Origin of the sequence: Actinosynnema sp. ALI-1.44 (assembly GCF_001984155.1) — a bacterium.
Lineage (GTDB): Bacteria > Actinomycetota > Actinomycetes > Mycobacteriales > Pseudonocardiaceae > Kibdelosporangium.
In genome coordinates, this window is sequence record NZ_MTQO01000050.1 from 144,854 (window position 1) to 171,713 (window position 26,860).

Here is a 26,860-nt window from a genome sequence, read left to right on the forward strand (position 1 = left end):
CGTGGTCACGTGCCCTCGTTCCTGGAGAACTTGCCGACGGCCGTCAGGTCGTCGTTCTCCGGGTTGCCCACCGGCACGAAGCCGGTCTGGATCAGCTTCACGCCACGCCGGGTCACGAGCTGGGCGCGGCCGGGTGGGAGCGTGCGCGGGGCCGCCTCGCCGAGGAACTTGCCCTCCTCCTTGGGGTAGGAGAACAACAGGGCGGGCGAACCCAGCTCCCACAGCCGCCGCATCAACGGATCCATCATGCCGCGCATCGCGTTGGCGCTGCTGCGCGCGAGGATCAGGTGGAATCCGATGTGGACTCCCTGAGCCAGCAGCGGCAGCAGCGTGTCCATCGGCGTGCCCATCCCCATGCCGGTGGACATCAGGTCGTAGTCGTCGACGACGACGAACAGCTGCGGGCCTTCCCACCAGTCGCGACGGCGGAGCTGCTCGGAGGAGATCTCCGGGCCGGGCACGCGCTTGTGCAGCGACACGGCCGCTTTGGTGGCGAGGTCGGTCAACGCGTCCGAGCTGACCACGTGGCCGATGCGGTATTCGTCGGGCACCATGCCGTCGAGGTCGCGGCGCGAGTCGGCGATCAGGATCTTCGCCTCGCCCGGCTTGAAACCCGCGACGATCGAGCGCAGCAGCAACCGCAGCGCATTGGTCTTCCCGGTCTCCGCGTCGCCCATCATGAACAGGTGCGGGACGGCGTTGAAGTCGTGCCACACCGGGTTGAGGCGCTGTTCGTCCAAGCCGACGCAGATCCGCAGACCGCCGTTCTCCGGCTTCGGCAGGTCGACCATAGGCAGCCTCGTCGGCAGCAGCCGCACGCCGGGAGCGCTGCGGCCGGGCCAGAACGTCCGCACCTCCTCGACGAACGACTTGGTCGCACCCGCGAGGTCCTCGGTGGCCGACGAGCCGTCGAGACGGGGCAGCGCGGCGAGGAAGCTGAAGCCGGAGCTGGTCAGGCCGCGACCGGGCTGGTTGGGCACGGTCGCCGCCTTGCGGCTCTGCACCTCCGACTCCATCGGGTCGCCGAGCCGCAGCTCGAACCGGGTGCCGAGCACGTCGCGCAGCCACGGCCGGATCTCCGACCAGCGGGTGGACGACACGACCAGGTGGATGCCGAACGACAGACCGCGGGCGGCGATCTCGGTCAGCTTGGTCTCCAGGTCGCCGAAGTCCTGGCGCAGCGTGAACCAGCCGTCGATGATCAGGAAGACCTCGCCGTGCTGGTCGGCGATCCGGCCTTGGCGGCGTGCGACGCGGTAGTCGGCCATGGACTCGAAGCCGTGCTGGGCGAACGCCGCCTCACGCATCTCCATGACCTGGACGACTTCTTCCAGTGTGCGGACGACGCGGTCCCGCTCCATGCGGGTGGCGACGGATCCGACGTGCGGCAGGCCGCTGATCGACATGATGCCGCCACCGCCGAAGTCGAGGCCGTAGAACTGGACCTCTTCGGGCGTGTGGGTGACCGCGAGACCGAGCACCAGGGTGCGCAGCAGCGCGGACTTGCCGGTCATGGGGGCGCCGACGACACCGACGTGGCCGTCCGCGCCGGACAGGTCGGCCACGAGCAGTTCGCGCATCTGCTCGTACGGCAGGTCGACGAGGCCGACCGGGACACGCAGGTGGCCGCGGGTGATCGGGTCGTCGACGCTCATGCCCAGCTCGGGGTGCGGCACGACGCTGGGCAGCAGCGAGTCGAGGCTCGGCGACGCCGACAGCGGTGGCAGCCACACCTGGCGCGCGGCCGGTCCGGCCCCGGCGAGCCGGTTGATCAGCACCTCGGCGACGCTCGGCGCGTCGCCGGTTGGCGCCTCCGGTTCCTCGCCGGTCTCCTGCTCCAGCGGGTCCGCGTCCACCCGGCGGATCTCGTGCGTCCGCGGATTCGGCTGTGTGTAGAAGGGGACGACCTCGCCTGCCGCGACCTCGCCCCCGCTGAGCGGCCCGCCCTCCGGCGCGGTCGTCAGGCACGGGCCGGAGACGTAGGCGCCCTTGAAGCGGATCAGCGTCGACGTGTCGATCTTGAGATACCCGTTGCCCGGTCCCGACGGCAGCTCGTAGGCGTCGGCGACGCCGATGACGCTGCGGGACTCCATGGAGGAGAATGTCCGCAACGCGATGCGGTAGGACAGGTGGCCCTCGACTCGGTGGATGCGGCCCTCGTCGAGCCGCTGCGAGGCGAGCAGCAGGTGGACACCGAGGCTGCGGCCGAGCCTGCCGATGCTGACGAACAGGTCCATGAATTCCGGCTTGCTGCCCAGCAGCTCGGAGAACTCGTCGACGATCACGAGCAGTGTCGGCAGCGCCGGGAGCTGGCCGCCGGTGGTGCGGGCCTTCTCGTAGTCGAACAGCGACGAGTAGCCGCTCTCGCGCAGGATTTCCTGCCGCCGCGTCATCTCACCGTTGAGCGAGTCCTGCATCCGGTCGACGAGGGGGAGTTCGTCGGCCAGGTTGGTGATCACCGCGGACGTGTGCGGCAGCTTCTCCATGCCGATGAACGTCGCGCCGCCCTTGAAGTCCACCAGCACGAAGTTGAGGATCTCCGAGGAGTGCGTGACGGCGAGGCTGCACACCAGGGTGCGCAGCAGCTCGCTCTTGCCGGAACCGGTGGCACCGATCAACATGCCGTGCGGGCCCATGCCGCCCTGCGCCGATTCCTTGAGGTCGATCTCGACGACCTCGCCTTCCTCCGTGACACCGATCGGCACCTGGAGACGGGCGCGTTGCGGGTTCTTGTGCCGCCACTGCGCGTTGACGTCGAACGTGTGCACCTCGCGCAGGCCGAGCAGCGTGGTCAGCTCGAAGTCGTTCTCGAACGGGCGGTCGACCACGTCGACCGTGCCGCTGGTGCGTTTCGGGGCGATCAGCCGGGCCAGCGTGTCGGCCTGGATGACGCCGAGCCCGTCGCAGGAGGCCTTACCCGTCTCGTCACCAGCCGGATAGCTCACCTCGCCGTCGCGGCAGGTGAGCCGGAGTACCTTCACGCCACCCGGCAGCGCACCGGTGGCGTCCAGGAGCACCACGTTGCGCAGGCCGGGGCCGTAGAGCGGCGACTGCTCGGGAATCGCGGCCAGGTGTGCCACGACGACGACGAACGGCTCGGCGACACCGGCCAGCACGCTCTTGTCGTGGTCGCCGCGATCGGTGACCTCCGTCCCCAGCAGTTCGATGAGCTCGTCGTGGTCGCAGGTCAGCATCCGCAGCGGGCCTGCCGCGTCCCGCGCGGAGGGGTGCGCGGTGTGCGGGAGCCACTTCACCCAGTCCCAGTCCGCCTGGTTCTGCGGCGCGGTCAGCACGGCGATCCGCAGCTCGTCCGGAGCGTGGAAGGTGACGAGCTGGCCGATCACCGCACGGACCAGTCCGGTCGCCTCGTCCTGGTCGCCCGCGAACTCGACGCTGGTGAAGCTGCGCAGTCCCAGCGAGATCGGGATACCGGTGACAGTGCGGTAGGTCTCGCTGAACCGCCGTAGCGAGATCGCCGACAGCGGTTCCAGGTCCTCGATCGGCTTGGTCGACGGCGGCAGGAACTCCATGGCCGCCTGCTGGGTGCCGAGCCCGATGCGGACGCGGGCGAAGTCGTCGTGGATGCCGCGCCGCTCCCACAGCCGGGGGCCGCTGGCGATGGACCACAGCCAGGACGGGTCCGGGTGGTTCCACACAACGGCCGCGCGCTGCTCGTTGCTCGTGTCCCTGGCGCGACGCCGCAACTGGTCGATGTAGCGCAGGTAGTCACGCCGCTCGGCGTTGAGCTTCTGTTTGCGCTCGCTCGCGTTGCGGAACAACTGGTTGATCGCCATGGCGACCATGCCGATCGCCATGGCGCCGGACATGATGAAGATGAAGGGCGAGAAGCCGACGGAACCCATCGACGAGAAGATCAGGATCATCGCGATGGGGCCGAGTGCCATCGGCAGGAACATCAGCACCGAGCTGAAGTCCCGCGCGGCGGGTTCCGGCATGACGGGAGGTTCCTGGAGCTCCTCCTGCCCCTCCGGCATCTCGGGACCGGAGATGCGAGGCCCGCGCTTGATGGTGACCGTGCTCATTCGATCACCCCCGGCGGCGCCTTGGAACCGCTGCCCTCCCATGCGGCGTTGTCCTGCCGCAGCAGGTCGGCGGAGGTGCGCTCCTCTTGCTGCTCCTGCTCTTCCTGCTCCTCGTCGCGCTCTGCCGCGGCCAGCTCCTCCTCGGTGAACTCCGTGCCGCTGCAGCTGTGCGTCGACTCCGGCGGGATGTGCTTCGGGATGAGCGCCGACGTGTCGATGTGGATCATGTCGGGTTCGTCGCCGGGGTGGACGGCGCCGGTCCGGCCGGACGTGTGCCCCCACGCGGTGGTCTCGCGAAGGGTGTAGTCCGGGGACTCCGGTGTCCGCTCGCGCTCACCCTCCTGGGGACGAGTTGAGGTGGCGAGCCAGGCAAGGCTTCCCGCGGCGACGTTCCACGCGCTGAAGTCCTCGTTGCCGTCAGCGGGGGCGACGACGGCGACACGATCGTCGAGGTGGCCGGATTGCCCAGTGTCCTCTGTGGCCAGACCGGGCGCGGCCGGACCGTTGGCGGTGCCGGGCGGCGACACCGGGACTCCGGGCGCCTGCGCCTGTTCCTTCTTGCCTGCGGCCCATTCTTGGGGGGTGCTTTCGGTCGAGCCGCCTGCCGGGTCACCGACACCCGGCGGGTTCACGCCCTCCCATGGCGCCGACTCACCGCCGAGTAGGCCGGAGGCGTCGGATCGTTCCGAAGCGTTGCTGCTGCCTGACGGGGACATGGGTGCCATCGGAGGCATCATCGGCTGCATTCCGTTGCCGAGGCCCAAGCCCTTCTGGTCGGACCCACCGCCGTTCGGTGACTCGTTGCCTGCCTTCCAGTCGCGGATGTCGGGCATCTCGACCGGATTGGGGTTGCCCGGCTTGAACTCGCCCGGCTTGTAGTCACCCGGATTGCCCGAGCCTGGGCCGCCCTGATTCGGGTTGGCGCTGTGCTGTTGCTGCTTGAACTGGTTGGGATTGAACTGGTTCTGCTTGAACTCGTTCGGGTTGAACTGGTTCGGGCTGTACTGGTTGGGATTGAACGTGTTTGGACTGAACTGGTTCGGGTTGTACTGATTGGGGTTGTACTGATTGGGGTTGTACTCGTTCGGGTTCGAACTCTGCTTGAACTGGTTCGGGTCGAACTCGTTGGGGTTGTACTCGTTCGGGTTCGAACTCTGCTTGAAGTCGCTCGGGTCGAACTGGTTCGGGTTGTACTGGTTCGGGTTGTACTCCGGCACTTCGTATTCCGGAGCCTTGTACTCGGGCGCTTTGTACTCGGGTGGCGGCTTGAGGTTCGGCGCGTCCGGACCCTTCAACGTGATCCCGTTGGTTTCCACGGGTCCGTATTTCGTTGGATCGTTCGGTCCGTCCACCCCGCCTGGCATCGAGACCGTGACGAGGTCGACCTTGTAGTCCTGCTTCTCGTACTCCCCCGCGAGGCTCTTCAGCACCACCCGCATATCGCGATCGAGCAGCTTCACCACCTCGGGGTACTTCCCGACGTGGATGCGGTTGCCCTCTTCGCTCTCCATGGTGATGTCTTCGGGTGGGTTTTTGAGCGACGCGATGCGCAGCGCCTCTTGGGCGTAGAAGTTGTCGATGTCGTGGATCGTCTTGATGGCCCACTGGAGGTAGTTGCCCGCCGCCCACAACTGCTCGGGGATCGGGTTGAGCCTGGCCGGGCCGCCGTCGAGTTGCGTCGCGTGGCTGGCGAAGGACTCGGCGAAGGGTTTCATCATGCCGACGAACGCCGTGGCCGCCTCGCCCTGCCAAGGCCCGCCCTCACCGGCCAGCGCCTTGGTCTGGTCGTTGATGCTCTTGCCAACCGAGGCAAGGACTTCCTTGGCCATCCGGATCGCCGTGGCCGCGTTCCACAGTGTCTCCGGGTTGGACACGGCGCCGACGTCCAGTTTGTCCCGTGCCTGCTGGCTGATCGCGCCCGCACCGGTGATGCGGGCCATGATCTCTTTCCAGCCCCACTTGTCGTAGTCGGACTTCTCCCCGAAAACGCCGGTGGCGACGACCGAACCGTCATTCTTGTTGACGGTGACGCCTGTGCCACCCGAAGTGGGCTGCTCCTTGGAATTCCCGTCGGGCATGGTGTCAAGCCTTCATGTGAGCGGGTGCTGCCCGCAGGTGCGGAGAAGAGGGCGGATGTGACGGTGCGAAGTATGGGCACGACGGGCCCGATCAGCCCGCAGCACCGCCTGCTGCCTGGCTGGCGCCGCCTGCTGCCTGGTTGATGTAGGTCTTCGCGCTCTGGATGTGTTCCGCCAGGTCCTTGCCGGTGGCGGCGTTCAGTTCCTCCGCGGTCTTGTAGGCGTCAGCGAGCTTCTCCAGCTCGTCGGCACTCACGGTGATCGCGTTGATGGCCTTCTTCACGAAGTCCGACGTCGTCACCACCAACCCCTGACCGGCCTGACCGCCGAGCAACTTGTTGGTCAACTCTCCCGCGTCGTAGAACGCACCCGGCGCCAGCTTGATCTTCTCCAGCTCCGCCTTGACCGTCTTCAACGGCGGGATCAGCGCACGCAGGTTCGTCGCGAACGTCCGCAACGCCGCCGTGCTGACCCGGACACCTCCGCCGGACTGCTCATCGTTCTTCGGAACCGCGGGCGGCGGGAACTTGTTCGTGAAGTACTCGCCGGGCGCCCCGTTCCAGTCACCCGTGTTCGGCGGTATGTGGTCGGGGTCGCCGTCGTATCCCTTCGGGTGCTTCTTGGCGTCGTCGTAACCCTGGTCCTTGTTCTCCTTTGGGTCCTCTTTACCGCCTTCGTCAGTTCTACGCACCTTCACCCCTTCGAACGATCTTCCCGCGGTCCGGCAGTCGCCCCGCAGACAGGCAACAGGGTGCCGCCGCGGGCACACACGCCCCGGCGGCACCACGGAAACTCACTTGACGCTGTAACCGCCCCAGGCGTTCACGCCGGTGTGCTCGATCTTGAGGTAGCCACCAGTGATCTGGTTGAGAGCGACCTCGGCCGAGTTCAGGCTCTGCGGCATCCGGTTGGCCGCGGCGTCCCACTGCTTCTTCGCTTCCAAGTACTGGTCCTTGGCACCGTCCTGCCAGTCCTGCAGAGTGCTGGTGATCTGCTGATGCATGGACTCGAGTTCGGTCTGCAGGCGCTTGGTGACGATGGCCATCTGGTCGCGGACCGTGTCGGCCATGCCGCGGTCAAAAGTGTACGTAGTCAATGCGCTGTCCTTTCAATCGCTGGCGAAGGCGTCCAGGCGGGACCGGTCAGAGACCAGCAAGGCCCGGCCCCACCGGAATGTTGCTGGCGGTCTCGGTGTTGCTCTGCTCGCCCGCGGTGATGATCTTGCGGTTGCCGTTCATGACCTCGATCATCTCGCCGAGTTTGTGCATGATGAAGTTGCAGTCTTCTACCCACCTGTCTATCGACTTGTTGTAGGCGATGGAGGCGGCACCCGTCCAGGTCACCATCAGCGCGGCGTTGGCATCAAGGACGGTCTGCTTACATTTGTTGGCCTCGCTCTGGGTGTTGGCGAGGTGACCCGCGGCCTGCATCATTCCCGGGGTCGTAGTCGACATAGCCATAGGGCATCTCCCTTGCAATACGAACTACTTGTGGCCCGGCAAGCGGGGACTCGCGCAGGCCCGGTCCCACTGGGGCAGATGCCACCACGCCGAACGCCGCGCCGCCAAGAGCCGAGCCCAGGTTCTTGCCCTGACGCGTAATCGCGTTGCGTATTCGGCCACACCTTCACGGAAGACTTGCGTCAACGCCCGGATGTCGCCGGGTCGCCGGGGCTCGTCGGTACGTCCGCCTCCCACGAGACCACCCGCAGACCGTTGGTGTCCTGGTGGTTCGCGTACAGCTCGGCCACCCGCTCGTCCTGCATCATCAGCGTCTCGCGGATGAAGTCGCCGGTGAGCCGCACCGACGCGGGACCCGCCGGGTTGAACAGCACGTCCACTCCGTCGGCGAGCAGCACGACGAGTTCGTCCAGGTCGATCCGCCGCCACTCGGGCGAGCTGATCCGCTGCCGGTGCGGTTCGCCGGTCGCCACGACCACGCACGGCACGTCGTCCGGCGACTTGGTGATCAGCGGACGACCGTCACCGTTCATCGCGACGTCGAACAACGAGTCGCGCAGTACCAGCTGGATGTGCTCGACCTCGGCGCGGCCGTGCAGCACCAGGCGCAGCACGGCGTCCAACGGGTCCGAGGGCGAACCGGCGTCCGCCGGGACGTACTCCGGGTTCGCCCTGAACTTGCCGAGTTTCCCACCGTCCTCGACCGGCCACAGCCCGACGACCGCGTCGAGGGGAGGCGCCTCGCCCTCGGCGGACGGAGTCCACGACGGATCCATCAGCAGAAGCCAGTTGTCCACCGGGCTGTCCGCCCGCGTGCCGTCGATCGTCTCAGTCATCGTGATCCTTCGGTGCTGTCCTCGGATGAGCTGTCCACGTCGGTGCTGGTGGTCATTCGGGATACCACTCGGGATCGAGCGCGGCGAAGGCCTCGTCGACCGCCTGGTACTCGTTCAAGTTGTTGAAGCCGATGATCACCGCGAGCCCGTCGAGCGCCGCCATGCCCAGGTCTCGCTCGACCAGGCTGACCACCACCACGGCCGAGGTCCCCTCCTGGTCGGGTGGCAGATCGGCCAGCGGACGCAACACCGTCCGTAGTGGTATTCCTCCTGGAACCGGCAGGTTCATCGAGTCCAGCCGCTGGAACTCGCTGACGAGTTCGCTGTAGAAGGCGGTCGCCGCGTGCTGCGCCCGCGCGTCGGCATGGGCCTCGTCGTAGCCGTAGCCGTAGACCGTCACCTCGGGCAGCTCCACGTTCCGGCGCAACCGCCACATCGCGGATCGCGCGGACTGGCGGGCAGCACGGCGTACGTCCACCTCGTCGACGTCGGTCGACACAGCGGGGGCGATGGAGTTCGCGGCGAGGTCGTTCAGCGGGATCGGCTCGCGCTGTGGCTCACCATGCACCAGTACCTCGCGGTAGTGACCGCCGCCCACGAGGATCCGGCGACCGCTGCGACTGTTGATCACCGCGTTGTGGCTCGGGGCGATGAGCCTCGGCGCGGGTCCGCCCTGGCTCCACGCCTCCAGCAGGAGGTACGCGGGACTGAGCCCGTTCGCCTCGACGAAGTCGTCGGCCGAGCAGGCGAGCAGGTGCACCTCACCGCCTTGCCACACCCCAGTGTCCTGGAAGGCTCGGCTTCCGCTGATGGCAGCGGCGGCCAGCGCACCGGACAGGCCGACGACATCGCCCACGTGCTGGGGGCGGTTCGTGTTCATCCGGTAGTAGAACTGGCCGGGATCGCTGTGGATGTCGACGACGACCGTACGAGCGGGATGCGCCGTGCCAGGGGTGAGGTACGCGGTGGTGACCGTGCGCAGTCCTCCGTAGCCGTCCGGCGAGGTCTGGATGGAGTAGTAGATCCGGTTGTTCATGGGCCGGTCGTTGACCGCGATGAACGGCGCGGACGACCGGTCGAAGCTGTTGGCGGGGAAGACCGCGCCGCGCGTCCCCAGCCGGTCGTTGGCCCGCGCGAAGCTCACGACGTCGTCCGGTCCGGGCACGACAGCAGCGACCCGTTCGAAGCTCGCCGAGGTCACGTGCAGGGTGCCGTCCGGCTGGAAGGTCAGCACGCCGTGCGGACCGTAGAAGGTGCGCGAGTAACCCGCCGAGACGAACTGCGCGGCGAACTGGTCGAGTCCGACCACCGGGCCGTTGAGGCTCACCAGAAGGAAGGGCTTCTCGTCGCCCTCGGCACCGTCGACGGAGCCGGAGGTGCCCGCGGCCGCACGGACGCGGTCGCCGTCGCGCAGCCGCAGGCCAACGCCCTCCGCCGACAGTGACAGTTCGGTGTCATCCCAGCGGGTTACCTGGTAACCACGTGCGTCGCGTGCGGCGAAGACGAAGACGGGAACCGTCCGCCACGGCAGCCTCACCTGGTTGCCGTCGGCAGTCGTGGCGAACTGCCTGTTGGCGCCGCCCGCGGCGGCCCAGTGCCGCACCCGCGCCAGTGTTGCTCGGTCGCCGGGGTAGCGCAGGAACACGCCGACCTTCTCGCCGTTCGGGCCCTGGATCGACGTCGCCTTCAGGTCGCTGGCCCTCGGCACGGACACCAGCGTCATCGCGCCATCGGCTGTGCGCACGTAAACGTCGTTGAACAGACGCTCGCTGCGCAGCGCGCCCGCGAAGTCGAAGCCGAGCCCGCCGTAGTTGACCAGCACCTCGGTCGCGTCCGTGTCGAGCACCAAGGCGAACTGCGGGTCCGCGGCGAGCCGCGCCCGCACGGCGGGATCGCTCAGCACCAGCATCCCAAGCTGCTTGCCGCCGAGGTCGACCAGCGCCCGGCCTGGGGTCAGCGCGACCCGGGCCCTGCGATCGGTGCCGACCAGGCCCACGGTCAGCGAGTTCGGCCTGCCCGCATGGCTCGTGCGCGTGGGGTGGAGGGAGAGGACACGACCGGACGCCCGATGACGCACATTGGTCAGGGTCAGAGCGGGTCCGGCGACGAACTTGCTGCCGACCAGCAAAGCACCCTTGTGGCTGCCGACCGGGCCGGTGTAGTGGAACGACTGCCACGGCCCGGTCAGCTCGAACAGCCTGGTGAGGAACGCCTCGTTGGCCGACGACGTGCCCGGCGGCGCGGTGTTGTCGTTGGTCACCAGCACCAGTGTCGGACGCACCTCTCCCGTGGTCATCTCGGTGAACCACTGGCTGCCGACGAACTTCTCCGCCATTTCAACCGGGGTGAGCACGGTGTGCCGACCGTCCACCGTCGGCACGTGGAACAAGCCGTCGCGTGCGGACAGCATCAACCACGTCGTGACGTCGCCGACCCATTCCGCGACCACTTCGGCGAACTGGGGCGTGCCGTCCGCGTTGATCTGGGGAGAACCGTCGCTGTCGAAGGTACCGACCCCGATCAGGCCCTCGCTGACCTCACTGATGCCGCGTGCGGCGACGGGTGCCGCGTTCGCGCGCGGTTCGTCGGCCACCACGCTGAGCACCTTCATCCTGCCGCGCGTGTCCCGAAGCGCCATCCACTGGATGTCGTCCGGGGCCATGACAAGGGACCGCACCGGTCGCCCAGTCCCCTCGGCACCCACACCGCCGATGTGGGTCGTGCGTTCGCCGTCCGGTCCGATCGTGACGAACCGACCATCGTCCACCAGCTGGACCGACCCGTCCTCCACCACCTCGACCCGCGAGTCCGGTCCCGTCACCGATCCTCGGAAACCCTGTGTTCGCAACAAGTTCGCGATTCGGCCGAGACGGTCTCCCAGTGCCGGGTCCGCCACCCGGCAGCTCAGCCACAGCAGGTTCGACACCTGTCGCCACCCCTGGTCGCCCGGCAGCCCGGCACTCCACAGCAGACGCGACACGGCACGCTCGGACAGCCGAATTATCCTGCCGTCCGACTTCCGGCGCACCGCGAAGCCGTGCTCGTTGTGGTGCATCGCCACAGCGAGTTCACCGTCGGCGACCACACCCCGGCGGAACGCCTCCCGCGCGATCGACACCTCGTGTTGCCCAGGGCCAGGGAAGAACACCATCCTGGTCCGGCCCGCACCGTCCTCGAACGGCACGAAGTCCACATCGGACAACTCGATGTCGTCCGACGAGATCAAGTCTGCCAACGGGATCGGGTTCTCCAGTGTCCCCACCGGGCCGTCCATCGTGACACCGCCCGGAGCTGTGCCGACATCCGGACCGTGCACTTGCACGCGCACGCGTCCCAACCGCGAATCAGTCACCTTGATGGCCTCGCCCAGGACGTTCACTCGCTCCAGCAGCTGCTCGATCGTGACGTTCGCGGTGCCTGGCGGGTACTCGGCGAGACGGTTGCGCACGGCTTGCTCCACCATCCGACGCAACGGTTCGAGACGGTCATGGACCGGAGTGGATCCGGGCAGACCGAATGTGAAAACTGTCAGGTCGAACCGGGGCAACGCGCCTTGCGGCCCCCGCATCGCGCTGTCGACGAAGCCCTGCGCCATCCACTGGACGCGGTCGCGGTCAACGACCGCCAGGTGGTGTTCGCCTGTCATCCGCGTCTGGAAGTCGGACTGCGCGCGGTAGGAGTCGATGGTTCGCCGAGGGCTGTCGTGGACGGCCAGCTCCCAGTCGCCGTTGCTGGTCCGGTCGCCCGGCGTGCGAATGAAGGTGAATCGCCAGTCCTGCGGTGCGGGCCTGTCGGGGTACTGGCTGGCCGGGAACTCCTCGTCCAATGCCGTTTGCAGCAACGCGGACAGCTCCCGGCCCATCCGGTCGATCACCTGCCGCATGCGCTGGTTGGCCGTCCGGCTCGGACTCAGCCACAGCGTGACGCGTAGATCCAGTCCCTCGTGGGAGCTGGCGGGCGCGATCATCGCCTGCCGGACGATCTCGCGGGCGACCGGAGCGAGGCGCTCGCGGTCGGCGTCGGTGAGGTGCGGTTCGGCCAGCGTGGTGAACTGGCCCCGCGCGACGGCAGACGCCTGCGGCTGCGTCGCGGTTCGCGGCTGTGTCCCGGTTTGCCGCTGGCTCGCGGTGACCAGCGCATTGGACGGCTGCAGCCGCAGCTCCCACCGGCCGAAGTGCTCCGGCGCGGCGTCCTCCCGGAGGTCCCACCCGACGTGCAGCGTCAGGTCGGCGATCGACGACACCGGATACCCGCCCCGGTTCAGGAACTGTTCGACCGCGATGCCGAGTTCGCGGCCGATGATCTGCCTCGTCCGGTCGTGCGCGCTCGCCATCTCGCTCGACGGCCCATGCAGCCGCACGAGGAGGTCGAACTCCGTGTGCCCCTGCCGGACGAACGCGGCGATCCGCGCGGCGGCATGGTTGATCTCAGCGGCAGCTTCGGCCGAGAGCTCCGGATCGCCGCGCTGGAACTCGCCACGTGCGATCGCGGGCTGGTTCGCGACTTGGTCGAAACGCGGGTCGTGGGTACGCGGCGGTGTTTCGGGTGTCTCTGAATGGACGCTGCCAGGATCGGTATCCACGGCGCCCGTCTGCGGGGTTGGCGGTCGGAGGAACGACGGGTATCCGAGCGGTGCGTCGAAGTCGACGTTGTCGAAGACCTCGTCGGGGTGGTAGAGCCATTCGAGTTCAGTGTCCGGGTTCACCTGTTCGACGACGGTGGTGCCGTTGCCCTGGTCGCCGTCGAAGCCGACCAGCTCCTCCATCTGCCCCTGAACGGCTTCGGAATCCACATCGGACTCGACGTCCCGTTCGCCGTCGGAGAAGTCGTCCGCTGCGGCGTTCTCGTGTGGCGGCGAGCTTCCGGAGAACCGAGCGACCTGGTCGGTCTCCTGGGGAGCTGACGCCTCCATGGCCTGATGTCGCGCGACGGTGATGAGATCGAGGTGCACACCGCCGTTCGGTATGGCTCTCCCGTGCAGGGCGAGCCGCACGTGGCCGCGGATCACCTGCTCGACCGTCAGGGCCGAGCCCGGCGGAAGCGCCGCCCGGACCGCGTCGTTCACCGCCTGGGTGACCGTCAGCACCTCCCCGCCCACCGTGTTCGGCGTAGTACGCAGGTCGACGATCAGCAGTGTCTGGTCGCCCGGGTCGGAATCGGCGGCCAGCCCGCTCAGCAGCCTCTCGACCATCAGGTTGAGCCTGCGCCTCGCGGCGCCGGGCAGTACCAGTGGCTGGGCGGAGAACGCGAGTGACAACGAGTCGGAGTCCCGGTAGCTCTGCGGCGTCCGCCGTGGTGAGCCGAACAGACTGACGACCAGCGCCTGGCGCTGTACCAGGTGCCAGCTCGATGTCGTGTACTGGTCAAACTCCAAGCGCACGTCGCCCGGGTTCACGCCGAGGTTGCCCAACTCGGTGCGCACAGCGTCGTCGACCATCGAGAACAACGCCGAGCTGTGCTCCGACAACAGCTCCTCGGGGCCGTCGGCGACGCCTATCCGGACGTCCGGTGATTCCTCACCGTTGGCCACGGCACGCTGGAGTTCACGGGCGATCGACTTCGCGACACGCGTCAACTTCGCCTGGTCGTCCGGTGACAGCCGCAGCGGGTCGTCCGACGAGATGTCGAGCGTCTCCTCGTGGTCGACCCGGTTGCGCGGCATGGCATCCCGCTGCCCGCGAACGAGCTGCGTGGTGAACGGCAACTTCACCAGCGGGGCGGAACCGACCGGCCGCCGAGCCCCGCCCGCCGGGCCGAGGCGCGGCACCTGCGCCTCGGCATCCGTGGTCGGCACGACCCTCAACTCGGGGCCGGGTATCCACGATCCGGCCACGGGCATGCCGTGGCGAGGACCGCCCGCCGGGACGACGTCCAACAGCACGACGGACACGCCGCTGCTCTGCTCGTACGCATCGAACCGCACAAAGCCACGCACCACGTCGTCCACGGTGAGCCCGGCCGGGTTCGGCGTGGTCGCCAGCGCCCGCGCGATGCCATCACGGACGAATGTGCGGGCTACCTGCATCCTGGCGTCGACCTTGCGGTCGAACCGGCTCACGACACCGACGTTCAGCGCGTCGCTGCTGTTCGGCTCCTCGAGCAAACGGCGGGTGAAACCCTCCGCGGCCCACGCGATCCGCTGTCCCGCGGCCTGGGACACGGCGGGAGCCGGGTTCGTCACGAACGGCTCGGTGAGCTGCCTGCTCTCGCGGTAGTCGTCCGGCATGCCATCCGGCGTGCGGTGGGTGCCGAACCCAACGGTGACCGGCTCTCCTGACCGTGCCTGGGTCGCGAAGAGCGTGAAGGTCAAGTCGTCCGGCACGGGGCCGTGAGCGGCGACCGCGTCGTGCAACACGCTTTCCAGCCACTGGTGCAACTCGTGGCGCACACCATGGGGCGGCGGCGTGGGCGTCCGGACGTGCAGCCAGACGTCCGGCATCTGCTTGCCTGCCTCGCGGCGGACGTGCACCTCGCGTGCGAACTCGTCCGCTGCCTGCCGCAGCGCCTGCTGATCCACAGCACTCAGCGTCGAAGGCCGCGTCGAGGTCAGCACGGCGGACCAGTGGTTGACCTTTTCGTGACGCTGCCGGCGGAGGCCGGTCAGGTACTCGTCGAACAAGGTGCCGGGCATCGGAGTCGGTGCGACGACGTCCAGGTACAGCACCGAATGGTCGTGCTTCGGCGATGAGCTCACGTGGAACCGGACGTGCTCCGCGATGAACTGCTCCGGGGGCACGTCGGCGTCCATGGGAAGCGCGGCCCGCACGACGTCGTTGATCAACGCGGTGATCCCACGGGTGCGTGCCGCCGCTTTCGGGGCGGTCGTCCGCAGGTCGACGAGGAGCAGCGGCGGGTGGTCCAGGTCGAAGCCGCCACGCACGCGCCGCATGAAGCCGGTGATCATCTGCTCGGCCCGGCGGCGTGCGGCCGCCGACGGCCGGGCACCCTGGTCGGCGAAGGGAATGTCCAGCGAGGTCATCGCCTCGTAGCTTTGCGGCGCGTGACGCGGAGACGGGTGCACGGTGATGCCCACCGTGGCGTGCTCCACGTCCTCGTTCCCGTCGGAGACATGGTCGAAGTCCAGCCGCAGCGAGGTCGGATCAACACCCCGGCTGGCGACGGCTGCGCGGATCGTGTTCTCGAGCGCACTGAAAATCGCGTCGCCACGCTCGTCCAGCCGTACGGGGGTGTCCGTCAGGCGCAGCCGGACGTCAGGCAACTCCTGGCCCCTGAGAACACGGGAGACGATGTCGTCCGCGACGCGGGCGATGATCTCGTTGAGCCGCGCGCGGTCCGCGGATGGCATCTGGGTGCGCGGTGGCATGTCGCCGCTGAGACGTGCGGTCCACGAATCGGTGACGATCTCGGACCGCTGTGTGTGCACCGTTGGTGGCCGCACCGTGTCGTCGGTGCGGGGCAGCGGGATCAGCTCTGGCGACTGCGGCTCGGTCTCGACGGGCCCGCCGCCCCGGTACCCGATCGGTTCGGGTGCCCTCGGCAGGACCGTGTCCTCGTCCACGTCAGGAGTGACCCGGGTCGGATCGGGCATGCCGGGGATCTGTTCGTCCGGGTCGCCGCCGAAAGTCGCGCCGACCTGGTCGCCGTCCTCGTTCACCAGCGGCGCCGGGGTCTGCTGGATCGGGCTCTGCGGAGTGGAGCTCGGCGGCGTCCGCGGCCTGTCCTGTGGGCGTACCGCGGCGTCGTCCTGATGGACGGGTGGCGTCGACGTGTCGTTCGCGGGGAAGGTGGCGCCGACCCGGTTGCCGCTGAGGTCGACCAACGGGTAGCCCGTGGATTCCTGGTCGGTGCGCGGGCTCCGTGAGAAGAACGAGCCGAACAGGTGCCGCAGCCCGCCGCGGACGCGGCCGGGAGGCGTGTCCGGTGTGACCGCCACAGTCGAGTCAGCCGGGAACTGGGCACCGACCGGGTTGCCGCCCCTGTCGGCCAGCGGCGAGGGCGCAACCGTGTCGTCGGCGCCGTTCCGGTTGACGTCGTTCCGGTCGGTGGCCTGTTCCGGTGCGGTGTCGCCTGCCGTGGCCACGTTGGTCGTGGCCGCTGTGCCGGTCTCGCGCTGCTGGTCCTCCAACGCGTAGGCGGCGGCGATCTCACGGTCGTAGACGGCCTTGGCGTCCCACCACGCCTGCTCGGCCTGCTGCTCGGCCTGCTCGGCGGCGTGCTGTTTCGTCAGCGCCGTCGAGTAGTTCGTCAGTTCGTCGGTGTTCAGTTTTCCGCTGAGCCGCGCGAGGGCGGCCTGCTTGTCGTACGTGTCATGCAGTCTGCGCAACTCGGCTTTGGCGCTGCCCAACGCCCTGTACTTGTCGCGCACGGATGTTGGCGCGTCGTGGGCGCGGGCGTCCCGGAACGCCTTGTCCGCGTCGGCGACGTTGGCCTCCTGCAGGCGGATCTGGGTCGCCAGGTCCGCGATGCGTCGCTCCCGCTTCACCTGCCTGCGCGCTTCCTGCCGGTCGGAGGTCGTGATGACTTCCTCGAGCTCCCGGACTCCGGCGTCCGCGCCCTTCCTCTTCTGCTCGGCATCCAGCCATGCCTTGCCCTTGGCGGCGAGGTGGCGGGTGGCGCCGACGAGTTCGGGGTGCATCGACTCGCCGGTGAGCACGGCGGCGTCCGCGTCGCGCATCCGCAACGCGTACGCGTCGCGGAAGGAAACGTCCTTGTAGGTGACCTTCTCTTTGCCGAACAAGGGCTTGGTGCCGCGCCGGACGACGACGCGGTGGTCGGCGTCGGCGAGCAGGACGCGGGTGAGCTTGTCCTCGGCGGAGTCGGTCGGCGACATCCGGGGGTCGAGCCGCACGTCTCTGCTGGTTTCGAGCTTCTCCGAGTCGGGCCCACCCAGCACGTGGTCCTGGCGGTGCGTGGACGTCGTCTTGTCGTCGAACGCCCCGCGGATCTTGTTCTCCCCGTCCGAGAGCACGGTGTTCGACTCGCCGCCCGCGCCGAAGGGAACGGTCTGCAGCACCTCGACCTTGGTGCCCGTGGTGACCTGGACCTGCGACTTGCCGGTGGTCGAGCCTTCCGAGTTCACGTCGACGGTCGCGCTGGCGCTGGCGAAGCGGGGCTTGAGCGGGATCCGCGTGTGGATCTCGACCGAGCGGTCGAGGCCGTGCTCCAGCGAGACCTTGAACACGCCGCCCGTTTGCGGTTTCATCCCCGCCCTGGAACCCGAAGGAACGAACTCGACCTTCAGCGTCCGTTCGATCCTCTCCATCCGGGAGTCGGTCGCCGGATCGGTGATGCCAAGCGACTCGACCAGCGCCGCCTTGGCTGCGTTCTGGATGTGCCGGATGTTTCCGAGGAAGTGCTCGGGGAAGAACTTGGCCGGGTCGGGCAGTTTCACCGTCGGACGGCCGTCCTCGGTCTCGTCCCGCCACCTGCGCAGGTCCTCGTCCGACATCGCCGCGGTCCGCACCGGGGTACCGGTCTCCACCGAGCCGAGTCGCTCGAAGCGCGGCGCGGGGAACGACTCCTCCGCGATCTTGTGGATCCTGACGTCCTCGGGCGTCGTCACCGAGGCGATGACCTCGCCGTGGCGCTCGATCCTGAGCCGCACGTCGAGCCGACCGCGGTGCACGGCGACGGGGCCCTCGGTGGACGCCTTGTTCGTGTACTTCGTGGCCGACTCCGTGACCTTCTTCCGGTCGCGGTTGCCGAAACCGCCTTCGATGTTGGGACCCGCGCCTACCTGTCCCGTCGCCCGGCCGTCCCGCGCCGGTTCACCCGCCTGCTCGCGGATGGCCAGCGCCGACCGGGCGGACGCGAATATGGTCAGCAGCGTGCGGGCCCTGTTCCTGATCCGCTTGACGCCCAGCTCAACCGACACCGCCGCCTTCAGCTCCTGCACGTTCCGCACGACACCCCGCTGCGGCGACTCGGTGAACGCGGCTTCCGCGATGAGGTTGTAGGTCTTGCCGGTGACGCGGTCCTCCAGCCGGACCGGTGTCATCGTGCCGCCGTTGAGCAGGCTGTTGACCATCCGGCCCGCGTCGCTCAGGAACCACTGGATGGTCTCTATGTTGGCGTTCTTGACGTCCAGCTCGCTGGTGGGCAACAGACGTTGCGCGAGGCCGGGTTCCACGCCGGGAGTGGCCTCGATCTGTGCGCGCATCGTGTCGATCTGCTCTGTCAGGTCGATCGGGTCGATGATGCCGCCCAGACCGATCGACTGCTTGGCCGCCTCGCCCACCCGCAGTGACGCGGGTGGTTCGATGCCGCGTTCCTCAGTGCCGACACCGGGGTCCTGGGTCGGCGTCTCGCCGTTCAACTCGGCGAACTGGTCCTCGGTCAGCCACACCAGTGCCGACTCGGGCACGTCGACGATCTCGCCCGCGACCTCGGGCATGTCGTTGGCGGCCAGTCCGAAGCTGAGGTTGCCCTGGTAACCGGCCTCCGCCACGACCGTGGCCTCGATGTCGACACGTGCCAGCACCATCCGTTGGGGCAGCGTGCTGACCGTGAACTTCTCGGTGTTCTTGACGTGCGCCGTGGCCGACCTGCCGCGGCTGACACCGTAAGGGGACGCGACCACCACGAACACACACCGCGCGGCGACCTCGTTGGAGCTGCCGCCACCGACCTCCGTGAACGGCTTCTGCGAGATGATCGGCACCGCCACGACGTAACCGCGGTACTGGTCAGTCGTACCGGCGCTGCCCGCTGCCTTGTTCGTGCCCTCGATCTGGCTGACGGTCTGCTGGTACTCCGCCGCGGTCACTTGTCGCGCCGAAAGCCTCGGCGTGAATTTCACGCCCACCGTCGCGCTCAGGTCCTCCATGCGGCGACCGTGGTGCAATTGGGCCGCGTTGACGATCGTGGCGCGGTTGAACAGCCGCGGGTCGCGCTTGAGCGACTCGGGCGACAGCCGCGAGTTGATCGCGCGGGCGACGGTCTCGTTGCGTGCCCGCACAATCGGATCGTGGTGGGTGGTGGTGTCCAGCATGTCGAACGCGGACTGCTGTATACGCGGCGCGGCGGTGAACGTCACGACCTCGATGCCGTCGAACCCGCGCGACATCGCGGGCTGTTCCCGCAGCTCGAACGGTCGCGGCGGGTTGTCCATCCGCTGTGTCGGCCGCGGCGCGGGAGCGTCCTGCCGGTCTTCCGGCGTGGTCCAGTCGACGAGCGTGTTCTCCGGAACGAACATGCGCAGGTCGAAGGTCACGTCGTCCGGCGCGGTCAACTGCTCGGTCTCGGGCGCGTGCCTGCCCCGCCTGCCGAAGCTGATCTTGCGGATCTGCTCGCGGTGCCGCTTGCTGTAGTCGATCTCAGTGTGGACCGTCATGTTCGTGCGGAACTGCCGCACCTTGTGGTCGCCGAGTGTGCCGTCCTCGTTGAGAACGCCGCCGCGTCTCCGCTCGATCTTGCGCCTGCCGCCGGACGACAGGGTGGTGTCCCGCATCCACGAGCGGGCGCCACGCACGCCGAACAGCAGCACGCCGAACGGGCTGCTGTTCGGAAGCGACGCGAGCGGCCCGAGCAGACGGCCCTGCGGACCGCCGCCGACCTCGAAGTCGCGGCCCTTGCCCACGTCCGCGTTCGCGGTGTCCTTGGCGCGGAAGACGCCGCGGATCTCGTCGGCGGTAAGCGGATCGCCCTCCTCGATGGCGCTCGTCGTTGCCGTGAGCACGACAGTGACGGTGCGGTCGTGCCACCAACCCGACTTCTTGAGCGGAATGTGGAGCGACGTCTGGACCAACCGGTCACGCAGGTGGTTCAGCTCGGTCGTGGAAAGGGCATCGCTCAGGTCGCGTCCGTGCTTCAGCGCCTCGGCGAGTTTGGCGGTCAGCCGTCCGTTCGCGGACCTGTCGGTGGTGAAAGGCGCGATGAACCGGCGTTTGTTGCTCGAGTGGTTCTGCAGGTGCCGGAGGAACTTCGCCTTGTCGAGATACCAGCCTTCCACCTTCGGCAGCTGCGTCAGAACCGGCCGGAGCGCCTTGTCCAACAGCTCACCGCTGGTGAACTCGTCCATGATGCCGAGCATGGCGTCGCCGCTCTCGAACTCACGGGGACCTCTTTTCGTGCGCTCGTCACCGGATCTGAACGTGCTGTCGGCCGGATCCGCCTCCACCAGCCCCGCACGGCCCGCGTGCATCCTGGCTGCCCAGTTCGTCGCGCCGACGTTGCCGTCCAGCTTCCTCGGCGTCGTCCCCTGCTTGCCGAGCAACCGGAACTCGATGTCGTAGACCACGTCGTAGCGGACGGCAGCGCCTTTGATCTCCAAGGCGTCCTTGACCGCGTGCGACTGTTCCAGCCCTTGGCCCGCGTGGTGCTCGACGTTCGTGTTGAACGCCAAACCGCCCGCCGCCGTGAACCCGGGCTGGAAGTCGGCGCCGCCACCGACGAAGCCGGTGAGCCCGTAGCGGCGCTTCACCCAGCTGTCCGAGGAGTGGCCGAAATGGTCGTGCCGCCGCTCGGTGATCGTCACGCCGTCGCGGATCTCCTGGACCTTCACCCAGCGCGGTACCGCACGCATCTGCACTTGCGTGGTGTGCTGCCGCCACTCGAACCCGCCGCGGTTGCGGCCCTTGAAGATCGGCGGGGAGTCGATCCAGCCGGACTCGGGATCGACGACCGGGACGCCGTTCTCCAGCGTCGGCATAGCCGTCATCTCACGCAGCCGTGCGGCGATGTTGCCCTCGCCGAAGAACTCCTGGATCACTCCGCGGCCGTACGCACCGACTCCGGTGGCCGCTTGGTAACGCTTGCCCAGCGCCGCGATGACCTGCTCGGGGAACGACTTGCCCCGCTTCGGCGACGGATCCCGGTTGACCACCACGGACTCGGGGATGAACTGCTTCGGCAGCGGCTGCGTGACTCTCCTGATACCCCGCTGGTTCAGCAGGTTCTCTCGCACGGGCTGCACGATCCCGTTTCTGCTGCGCTGCTGCGCCGCGAGCACCCGCGCGCCCGGGTTGTCGTCGGTTGCCAGGTCGACCGGCACGCTGAGCAGAACGTTGGCCGTCTCGATGGTCGTCGCCAGGCTGGTGCCGTCCGAGTCGCGGATGGTGAACGTCATCTCGAGCGGGAAGTCCACCTCGTGCGGCGAGGAGAAGCTCATGGCGCTCGAGTCGGCGAGCTCCTGCCGCACGTCGCCACCGGTCTCCTCGGTCGGCGACACCGGGAGGGCAGGGATGGCCTGGACGACGATGCCGGGCAGGGCGGACAACTGGAACATCGGCATGACGTTGGCTTGCCGCTTGCTCGACTCGTGGTTCACGGTCTTCGCCTTGACCTTGGAGCCCTTGCCCAGTGTGTAGCCGACTTTGCCCTTGACCTCCATGCCGTTCTTGATGATCTTGGTGCGGACCTGCACCTCGTAGACCTTGCCGTCACCCTTCACGGAGATCAGGCCACCCGCGTCGCCGACGGTGCCGACAATCGAGTCCTTCAGCTCGTCGGCGGCCTCAGCGGCGCCCTCCCATTTCTTGACGCCCGGCACGTGCCTGCGCAGAATCCGCTCGATCTCCACCGCGGGGCCGTAGGTGTCCCCCTGCTGGCTCGCGATTCCGAGCGACTTGCTCTCCCGCAGGGATCGCGGCAGCTTCTCCCAGACCTGGTCGGCCGTGGGCAGGGCGTCGGGCTTCTTGACGAGGTTGCTCTCGGTTTCCCGAACCTGCAGCTCTTGCCGGTTGCCCCGCCGCTTCGACGAGCGCGTGCCGCCGCGGTCGAACGTCTTGCCTGCCGACTCGCTGCCACCGACGTACACCCTCGGCAGGACCGAACCATCCGGTAGGTCGTCGGTGACCTTGGTGTTGTCGCCCGGCTCCGTCGTGGCCGGTGCCACGGGCCGCACCTCGGTGGGCAGGTCTCCGATGAACCACCCGATCACCTGGGCATACGTTTCGGGCGTGCGGATGGCCGCCATCGGTCGCGGTTCGCCGTCCGGACCGATCTCCAGGTGGTGGCCCATGACCGTGCCGGTGACGTTCAACTGGCCAGGGACCGCCGAGTACTCCTCGACCAGACCGATCATGTGGCCGTACTCGTGCGCGGTCTGGACCGCGAACTGGTCCAGCCGCCAGTGGTTCTGGTCGATCGTCGTGTTCGGGTCGGCGCTGAGGTGCACCTTGTGGTGCGGCACCGTTCCCGGTCTCACCGGCATGATCCGGAAACGCAACAGCTCGCCCTTGGGCGTGCGCAGATTCGCGCCGTTGTAGTAGGTGTCGACGGCGCGCTGCGCTTTCACCAGCATCTGCTGCCGGGTCGCTTCGCTGTGCTGACGAGTGGGGTCGAGATCGACGTACACCGTGATCTCGGCGGTGTCCACCCGCTCACCTCGGCCGTTGGTCTCCTTGGCGCGCCGGACTTCGAACGCCGACCGGACAGTCTCAAGACGGCCGGGCACCGTGCGCAGCCGACCCCGCTGCTTGGGGACCGCCCGCTGCAGGTTCTCACGCGAGTAGCCATGCGGAGTCGCGTAGACGTGCTGTTCCGGGTCCGGCCCTGGCCTGCCCCGGCCGCCGGCACCCGGCGTGATCGGATTTGTGCCGTGTCGGTTGTTCCGCACGTCGACGTTGGTGATCGTGACCACGGGCTTGTTGCCCTGCTGCCTCACATCCGCCGCCGGGCCTGTGTGACGTTGGGCCGAGCCGGGGTCGATGTTCAGTCCGGCGATCCACTGGTTCTCGGTCATCGGGCGGACGACGTTCAGCGCCGGGTCGAACACGACCCAACGGGGACCGTTCTGCCCGGTGACACGCACCGCGACCGCCTCGTGGCTGTTGACCGGGATCTCGACGGGCCGGTCGCCGTCGAGGCCGGTGATCTTCATGCCCGGTCCCGCCGCGGAGATCCGGTACGGGCGGGCACCGAGCTGCCGCAGGGTCTCGGCGACGCGGTGTGCCCGGGAGTCGCCACTGGTCTCGGGGGTGCCGTGGGTCGGCGGCAGTTCGCGGGTGGCGGGGTGTTCGAAGGCGAGCCCGCGCAGTTGCTGGAACCATGCCTCCGCCTCGGCGAGGGAGACAGCGCCCAGCAGGCGGTCAACCTCGGTTCCGGCGCGCCTGCGCACTCTTGCCGCCTGTCCGCGCCGCGCCTTGTCCTGTGACTGGTCAAGTTGCGCCAGCACGCGAAGCGTGTTCTCGCCCAGGCGCAACGACACCAGATCCGCTCGTAGGTCACGTCCCGTCGCCGACCGGTACGCGTCCTCCACCGACTGGATCCGCGGCACATCGCCGCCCAACCCACGCAACACCGACTCGGCACCCGCGAAATTACGCGCGTTGACGTGGTGTTCCAGCAGACGCGCCTGTTCCCGTTGCCACGACCGCGACGTGGACCGGGTGTCCGGGCCGACGACGCCACCTTGGTCCGAAGTGGACTCCGCGTTCGATGGAGACTCGACGGCGGGTGGCCAGTCGTCGCCCGACGGTGCGTCGGAAGCCCGGACCGGACCGGGTAGGGCCATGTCTTGCCCACGTGCGTTGGAATTCGAGCCGGACGAGCGCGACCCGGTGTTCCCGTCCGGAGCCTTCGGGACGACCACGCCACCCTCAAGCGGTGGCGTGACCACATTGTTCCGGGTGCCCTGCCGACCAGGGGGTTCGAGCCGCTCGAATTCGGCGATCAAGTTCTCCAGGCCGGAGATGAAACGGGTGTGGTACTTCTCGAATTGCGGGTCTCGTTGCCAGGCGCCTTCGCGGCGGATGGGGTGCGCGTGATCAATGAGGCTGACCCGTGTCAACGGGAGGTCGGAACCAGGCTCGGTTCCGACGGCGATCAACACGCTTGCGGCGATGAACGTGTAGTGAGACTCCCGGGCCGCGGTCACCACGTCTCGTAGGTCCTCGACGATCCGATCGCGGTGTGTCGTCCACACTTCGTCCGAACTCGCTGTGGGAATGTATTCCGCGATGTGCTCATTGGAGTGTCGACCGGCCTGCAAGCGGGAGTCTCCCATGCCGGGTGCTTGTACGACGCGGTAACCTCTCCGGGAAGATCCGGTGACCTGGTCGCTGACCATCATCTTCGACTTCTTGTACCACGCGGCGGCCAGCGACATCCCGCCACCGCGCAACTCGGTCTTGCTTGCCGTGCGCGCCCCGATCTTCACGTCGAGCAACCGTGGGTCGACCATGTTCACGGTGATGTTCTCGAGGAAGATCTCCGGCCCTGCGTCTTCCTGCCGTGCTGGAGGCTCGATCCCGCGCATCCGCTCCCGGTCATCCACCTCCTGCCTCGTGTACGACGCGGGAATCACCGTCCTGATCGGATCGAGCGATCCACCCCGCATGCTCGCGTGGAAGTCCTCTTCGACCTGATTCGTCGGCTTCTGGAAAATCCTCCGCTCATCCCGGAAACCGAATCCGCCATGACCGCCGGCCCGCTGCGACGACTCCGGCGCCACCGGACCGGGAGTACCCGATTCCGCACCTTGCACGTGGAACACGGGCGAATCCACCGACAGCGACAACCGCGAACCGCTGTGCCGCGAATCCGACTGCGTGGAACCGGATTGTTGTGTCGAGCCGCCCTGTTGTGCCGAACCGGACTGTTGCGTCGAACCGGACTGTTGCGTCGAACCACTTTGCGACTCGGTGGCCCGGATCTGCCCTTGCGGCTGAGTGGACGGCTGCGTGCCTGACTGGGCGGTCTGAGAGGAGTCGGGACCCGGGTTCGCGGCGACGACCGGAGGTGGAGCCTGCGGGAGTACCGCGTCGTCCCGCAGTTCTGGGGTGACGACGCTCTGCACCGATGTCTGGGTGACTGGGTGGTTCGTTGCCGGTTCTTGTGGTGATTGAGGATTCGATGTGGGTGTGTGCGGGGATCTTGGTTCGGGTGTTACGGCGTTGTCGCCTTGTTGCTGGTTGATCCCGGCTGGGTTGTTTCGGTATGGGTCGGTTTGGGTGGTGGACTGACCTGCCTGTGGTTGCTGTCCTGAGTGGGTGGTCTCTGGTGAGCCAGAACCTTCATGTCCGTCCACCGAGCCCTCACCCGTCGCTGCCGGAGGTGGAGCCTGCGGGAGTATCGCGTCGTCCTGCAGTTCCGGGGTGACGACGTTGTGCACTGGTGTCTGGGTGACCGCGTCATTCGTTGCCGGTTCTTGTGGCGACTGAGGATCTGGTGTGGGTGTGTGCGGAGATTCTGGTTGGGGTGTTACGGCGTTGTCGCCTTGTTGCTGGTTGGTCCCGGCTGGGTTGCTCCAAGGCGGGTCGGTTTGGGCGGGGGATTGACCTGCTCGTGGTTGCTGTCCCGGCTGAGTGGTGTCTGGCGAGCCAGAATCTCCATGCCCGTTCTCCGAGCCATAGCCTGTCGAGACTGGAGGTGGAGCCTGCGGAAGAAACTCGTCGTCCTCCAGTTCAGGCGTCACAACACTGTCCACCGGAGTATTCACGTCAGTGGACGACTCGGAGGAGCCATCCGGATCAGGAGCCTCGCCGGACTGACCCCTGCTTGACTCGCCCTCGCCCTCGCCCGAGTCACCTCCGTCTGAGTCACCTCCGTCTGAGTCACCTCCGTGTGAGTCACCGGAGTCCAGAGGCGGCAGGTCATCCGGGCCACCTTCGAACGCGGACATGTCCGGTCCGTCGATCTCACCCGTGCCGTTGATCGCTTTGTCGATCGCGTCCCCGATGTCGCTGGCGCCTTTTTCCACGCCGCCCTGGAAGAAACCACCGACCCCGCCGGTCCAGATGTCGCTCATGTCACCGCCGAGGATGCCCGCGACTCCCGCGCCGACGACCACATCAGCTGTTGCCTCGGTGATGCCGTGGAACAGCTTCGTGTCCTCCCACTCCGGCTTCCAGTTCTTCATGCCCATGTGCATTCCGCCCATGAGGCCACCCGCCGCCGATCCGGCGACGAACTCGACGATCGTGCTTTTGACGTCCCAGTTGTCCCAGGTCCGGTTCTCCTCGAGGATCTGGGTGATCTGGGCCAGCGAGCCCTGGATGACCTCCTCGATGCCCTCCTCGAGCGCCTCGACGAGGATCCTGACCGCCCAGTGCAGCTTGTGCAGGATCTTCTGCACGGCGATGCGAGCGCCGGTGATGAACGAGGGCACCAGCGGGGCGGTGAACGGATTGAACAGCGCCCAGAGGATCGACGCGGCGAACCACGCGATCTCGATCAGCATCGAGTAGACGCCCTGCTCGACGTCGAGCGCGAGCTTCATCAGCGCGGCCGATTGCTGCTTGGCCAGGGAAGCGAGCGGCTGCACGGCCGTGACCAGCTTGCCGACGTGCTCACGGAAAACTCTGCCGACCTTGCCGCCCATGGTCCGCTCGACGGCGCCCGCGAGGTCCTCGACGGCCCTGCCCAGTCCTTCGAGTGTGCCGCCGCTCTCCAGCCACGCCCGAGCCAGTTGGCGGGTGGCCGCGACGTCGACCCTCGCGGCTTTCTGACCACCGACCAGGATCCACAGCCAGTCGAACGTCGGGTCGAACTTGATGTCCACCTGTCAGCTCCGCCCTCGCGGCCAAGTCCGCCGTCGATCG

7 protein-coding genes are annotated in these 26,860 nt (G+C 67.8%); all 7 read right to left on the reverse strand.

Annotated features, from left to right (window positions below):
* Positions 1-5: 5 nt before the first annotated feature.
* Positions 6-4,043, reverse strand: a complete 4,038-nt coding sequence (eccCa, locus tag ALI144C_RS33180) for a type VII secretion protein EccCa (RefSeq protein ID WP_076991155.1) — start codon at positions 4,041-4,043, stop codon at positions 6-8.
* The gene (locus ALI144C_RS33185; RefSeq protein ID WP_076991156.1) at positions 4,040-6,121 is read right to left on the reverse strand and encodes a WXG100 family type VII secretion target; all 2,082 of its coding nucleotides are present in this window, start codon (positions 6,119-6,121) and stop codon (positions 4,040-4,042) included. The genes eccCa and ALI144C_RS33185 overlap by 4 nt, the downstream gene beginning before the upstream one ends.
* Before the next feature lie 91 nt (positions 6,122-6,212).
* The gene (locus tag ALI144C_RS33190; RefSeq protein ID WP_143231019.1) at positions 6,213-6,812 is read right to left on the reverse strand and encodes a hypothetical protein; all 600 of its coding nucleotides are present in this window, start codon (positions 6,810-6,812) and stop codon (positions 6,213-6,215) included.
* Between the two features lie 102 nt (positions 6,813-6,914).
* A complete protein-coding gene (locus ALI144C_RS33195; protein ID WP_143231020.1) occupies positions 6,915-7,217 on the reverse strand; it encodes a WXG100 family type VII secretion target in 303 nt (100 codons plus the stop codon).
* A gap of 46 nt (positions 7,218-7,263) precedes the next feature.
* A complete protein-coding gene (locus ALI144C_RS33200; protein WP_076991159.1) occupies positions 7,264-7,554 on the reverse strand; it encodes a hypothetical protein in 291 nt (96 codons plus the stop codon).
* 209 nt (positions 7,555-7,763) lie between these two features.
* Positions 7,764-8,417, reverse strand: a complete 654-nt coding sequence (locus ALI144C_RS33205) for a type VII secretion system-associated protein (RefSeq protein WP_076991160.1) — start codon at positions 8,415-8,417, stop codon at positions 7,764-7,766.
* Positions 8,418-8,469: 52 nt separating this feature from the next.
* Positions 8,470-26,820 (reverse strand): inositol polyphosphate kinase family protein, encoded by an 18,351-nt coding sequence (locus ALI144C_RS33210; protein WP_076991161.1) that lies wholly within the window; start codon positions 26,818-26,820, stop codon positions 8,470-8,472.
* Positions 26,821-26,860 lie beyond the last annotated feature (40 nt).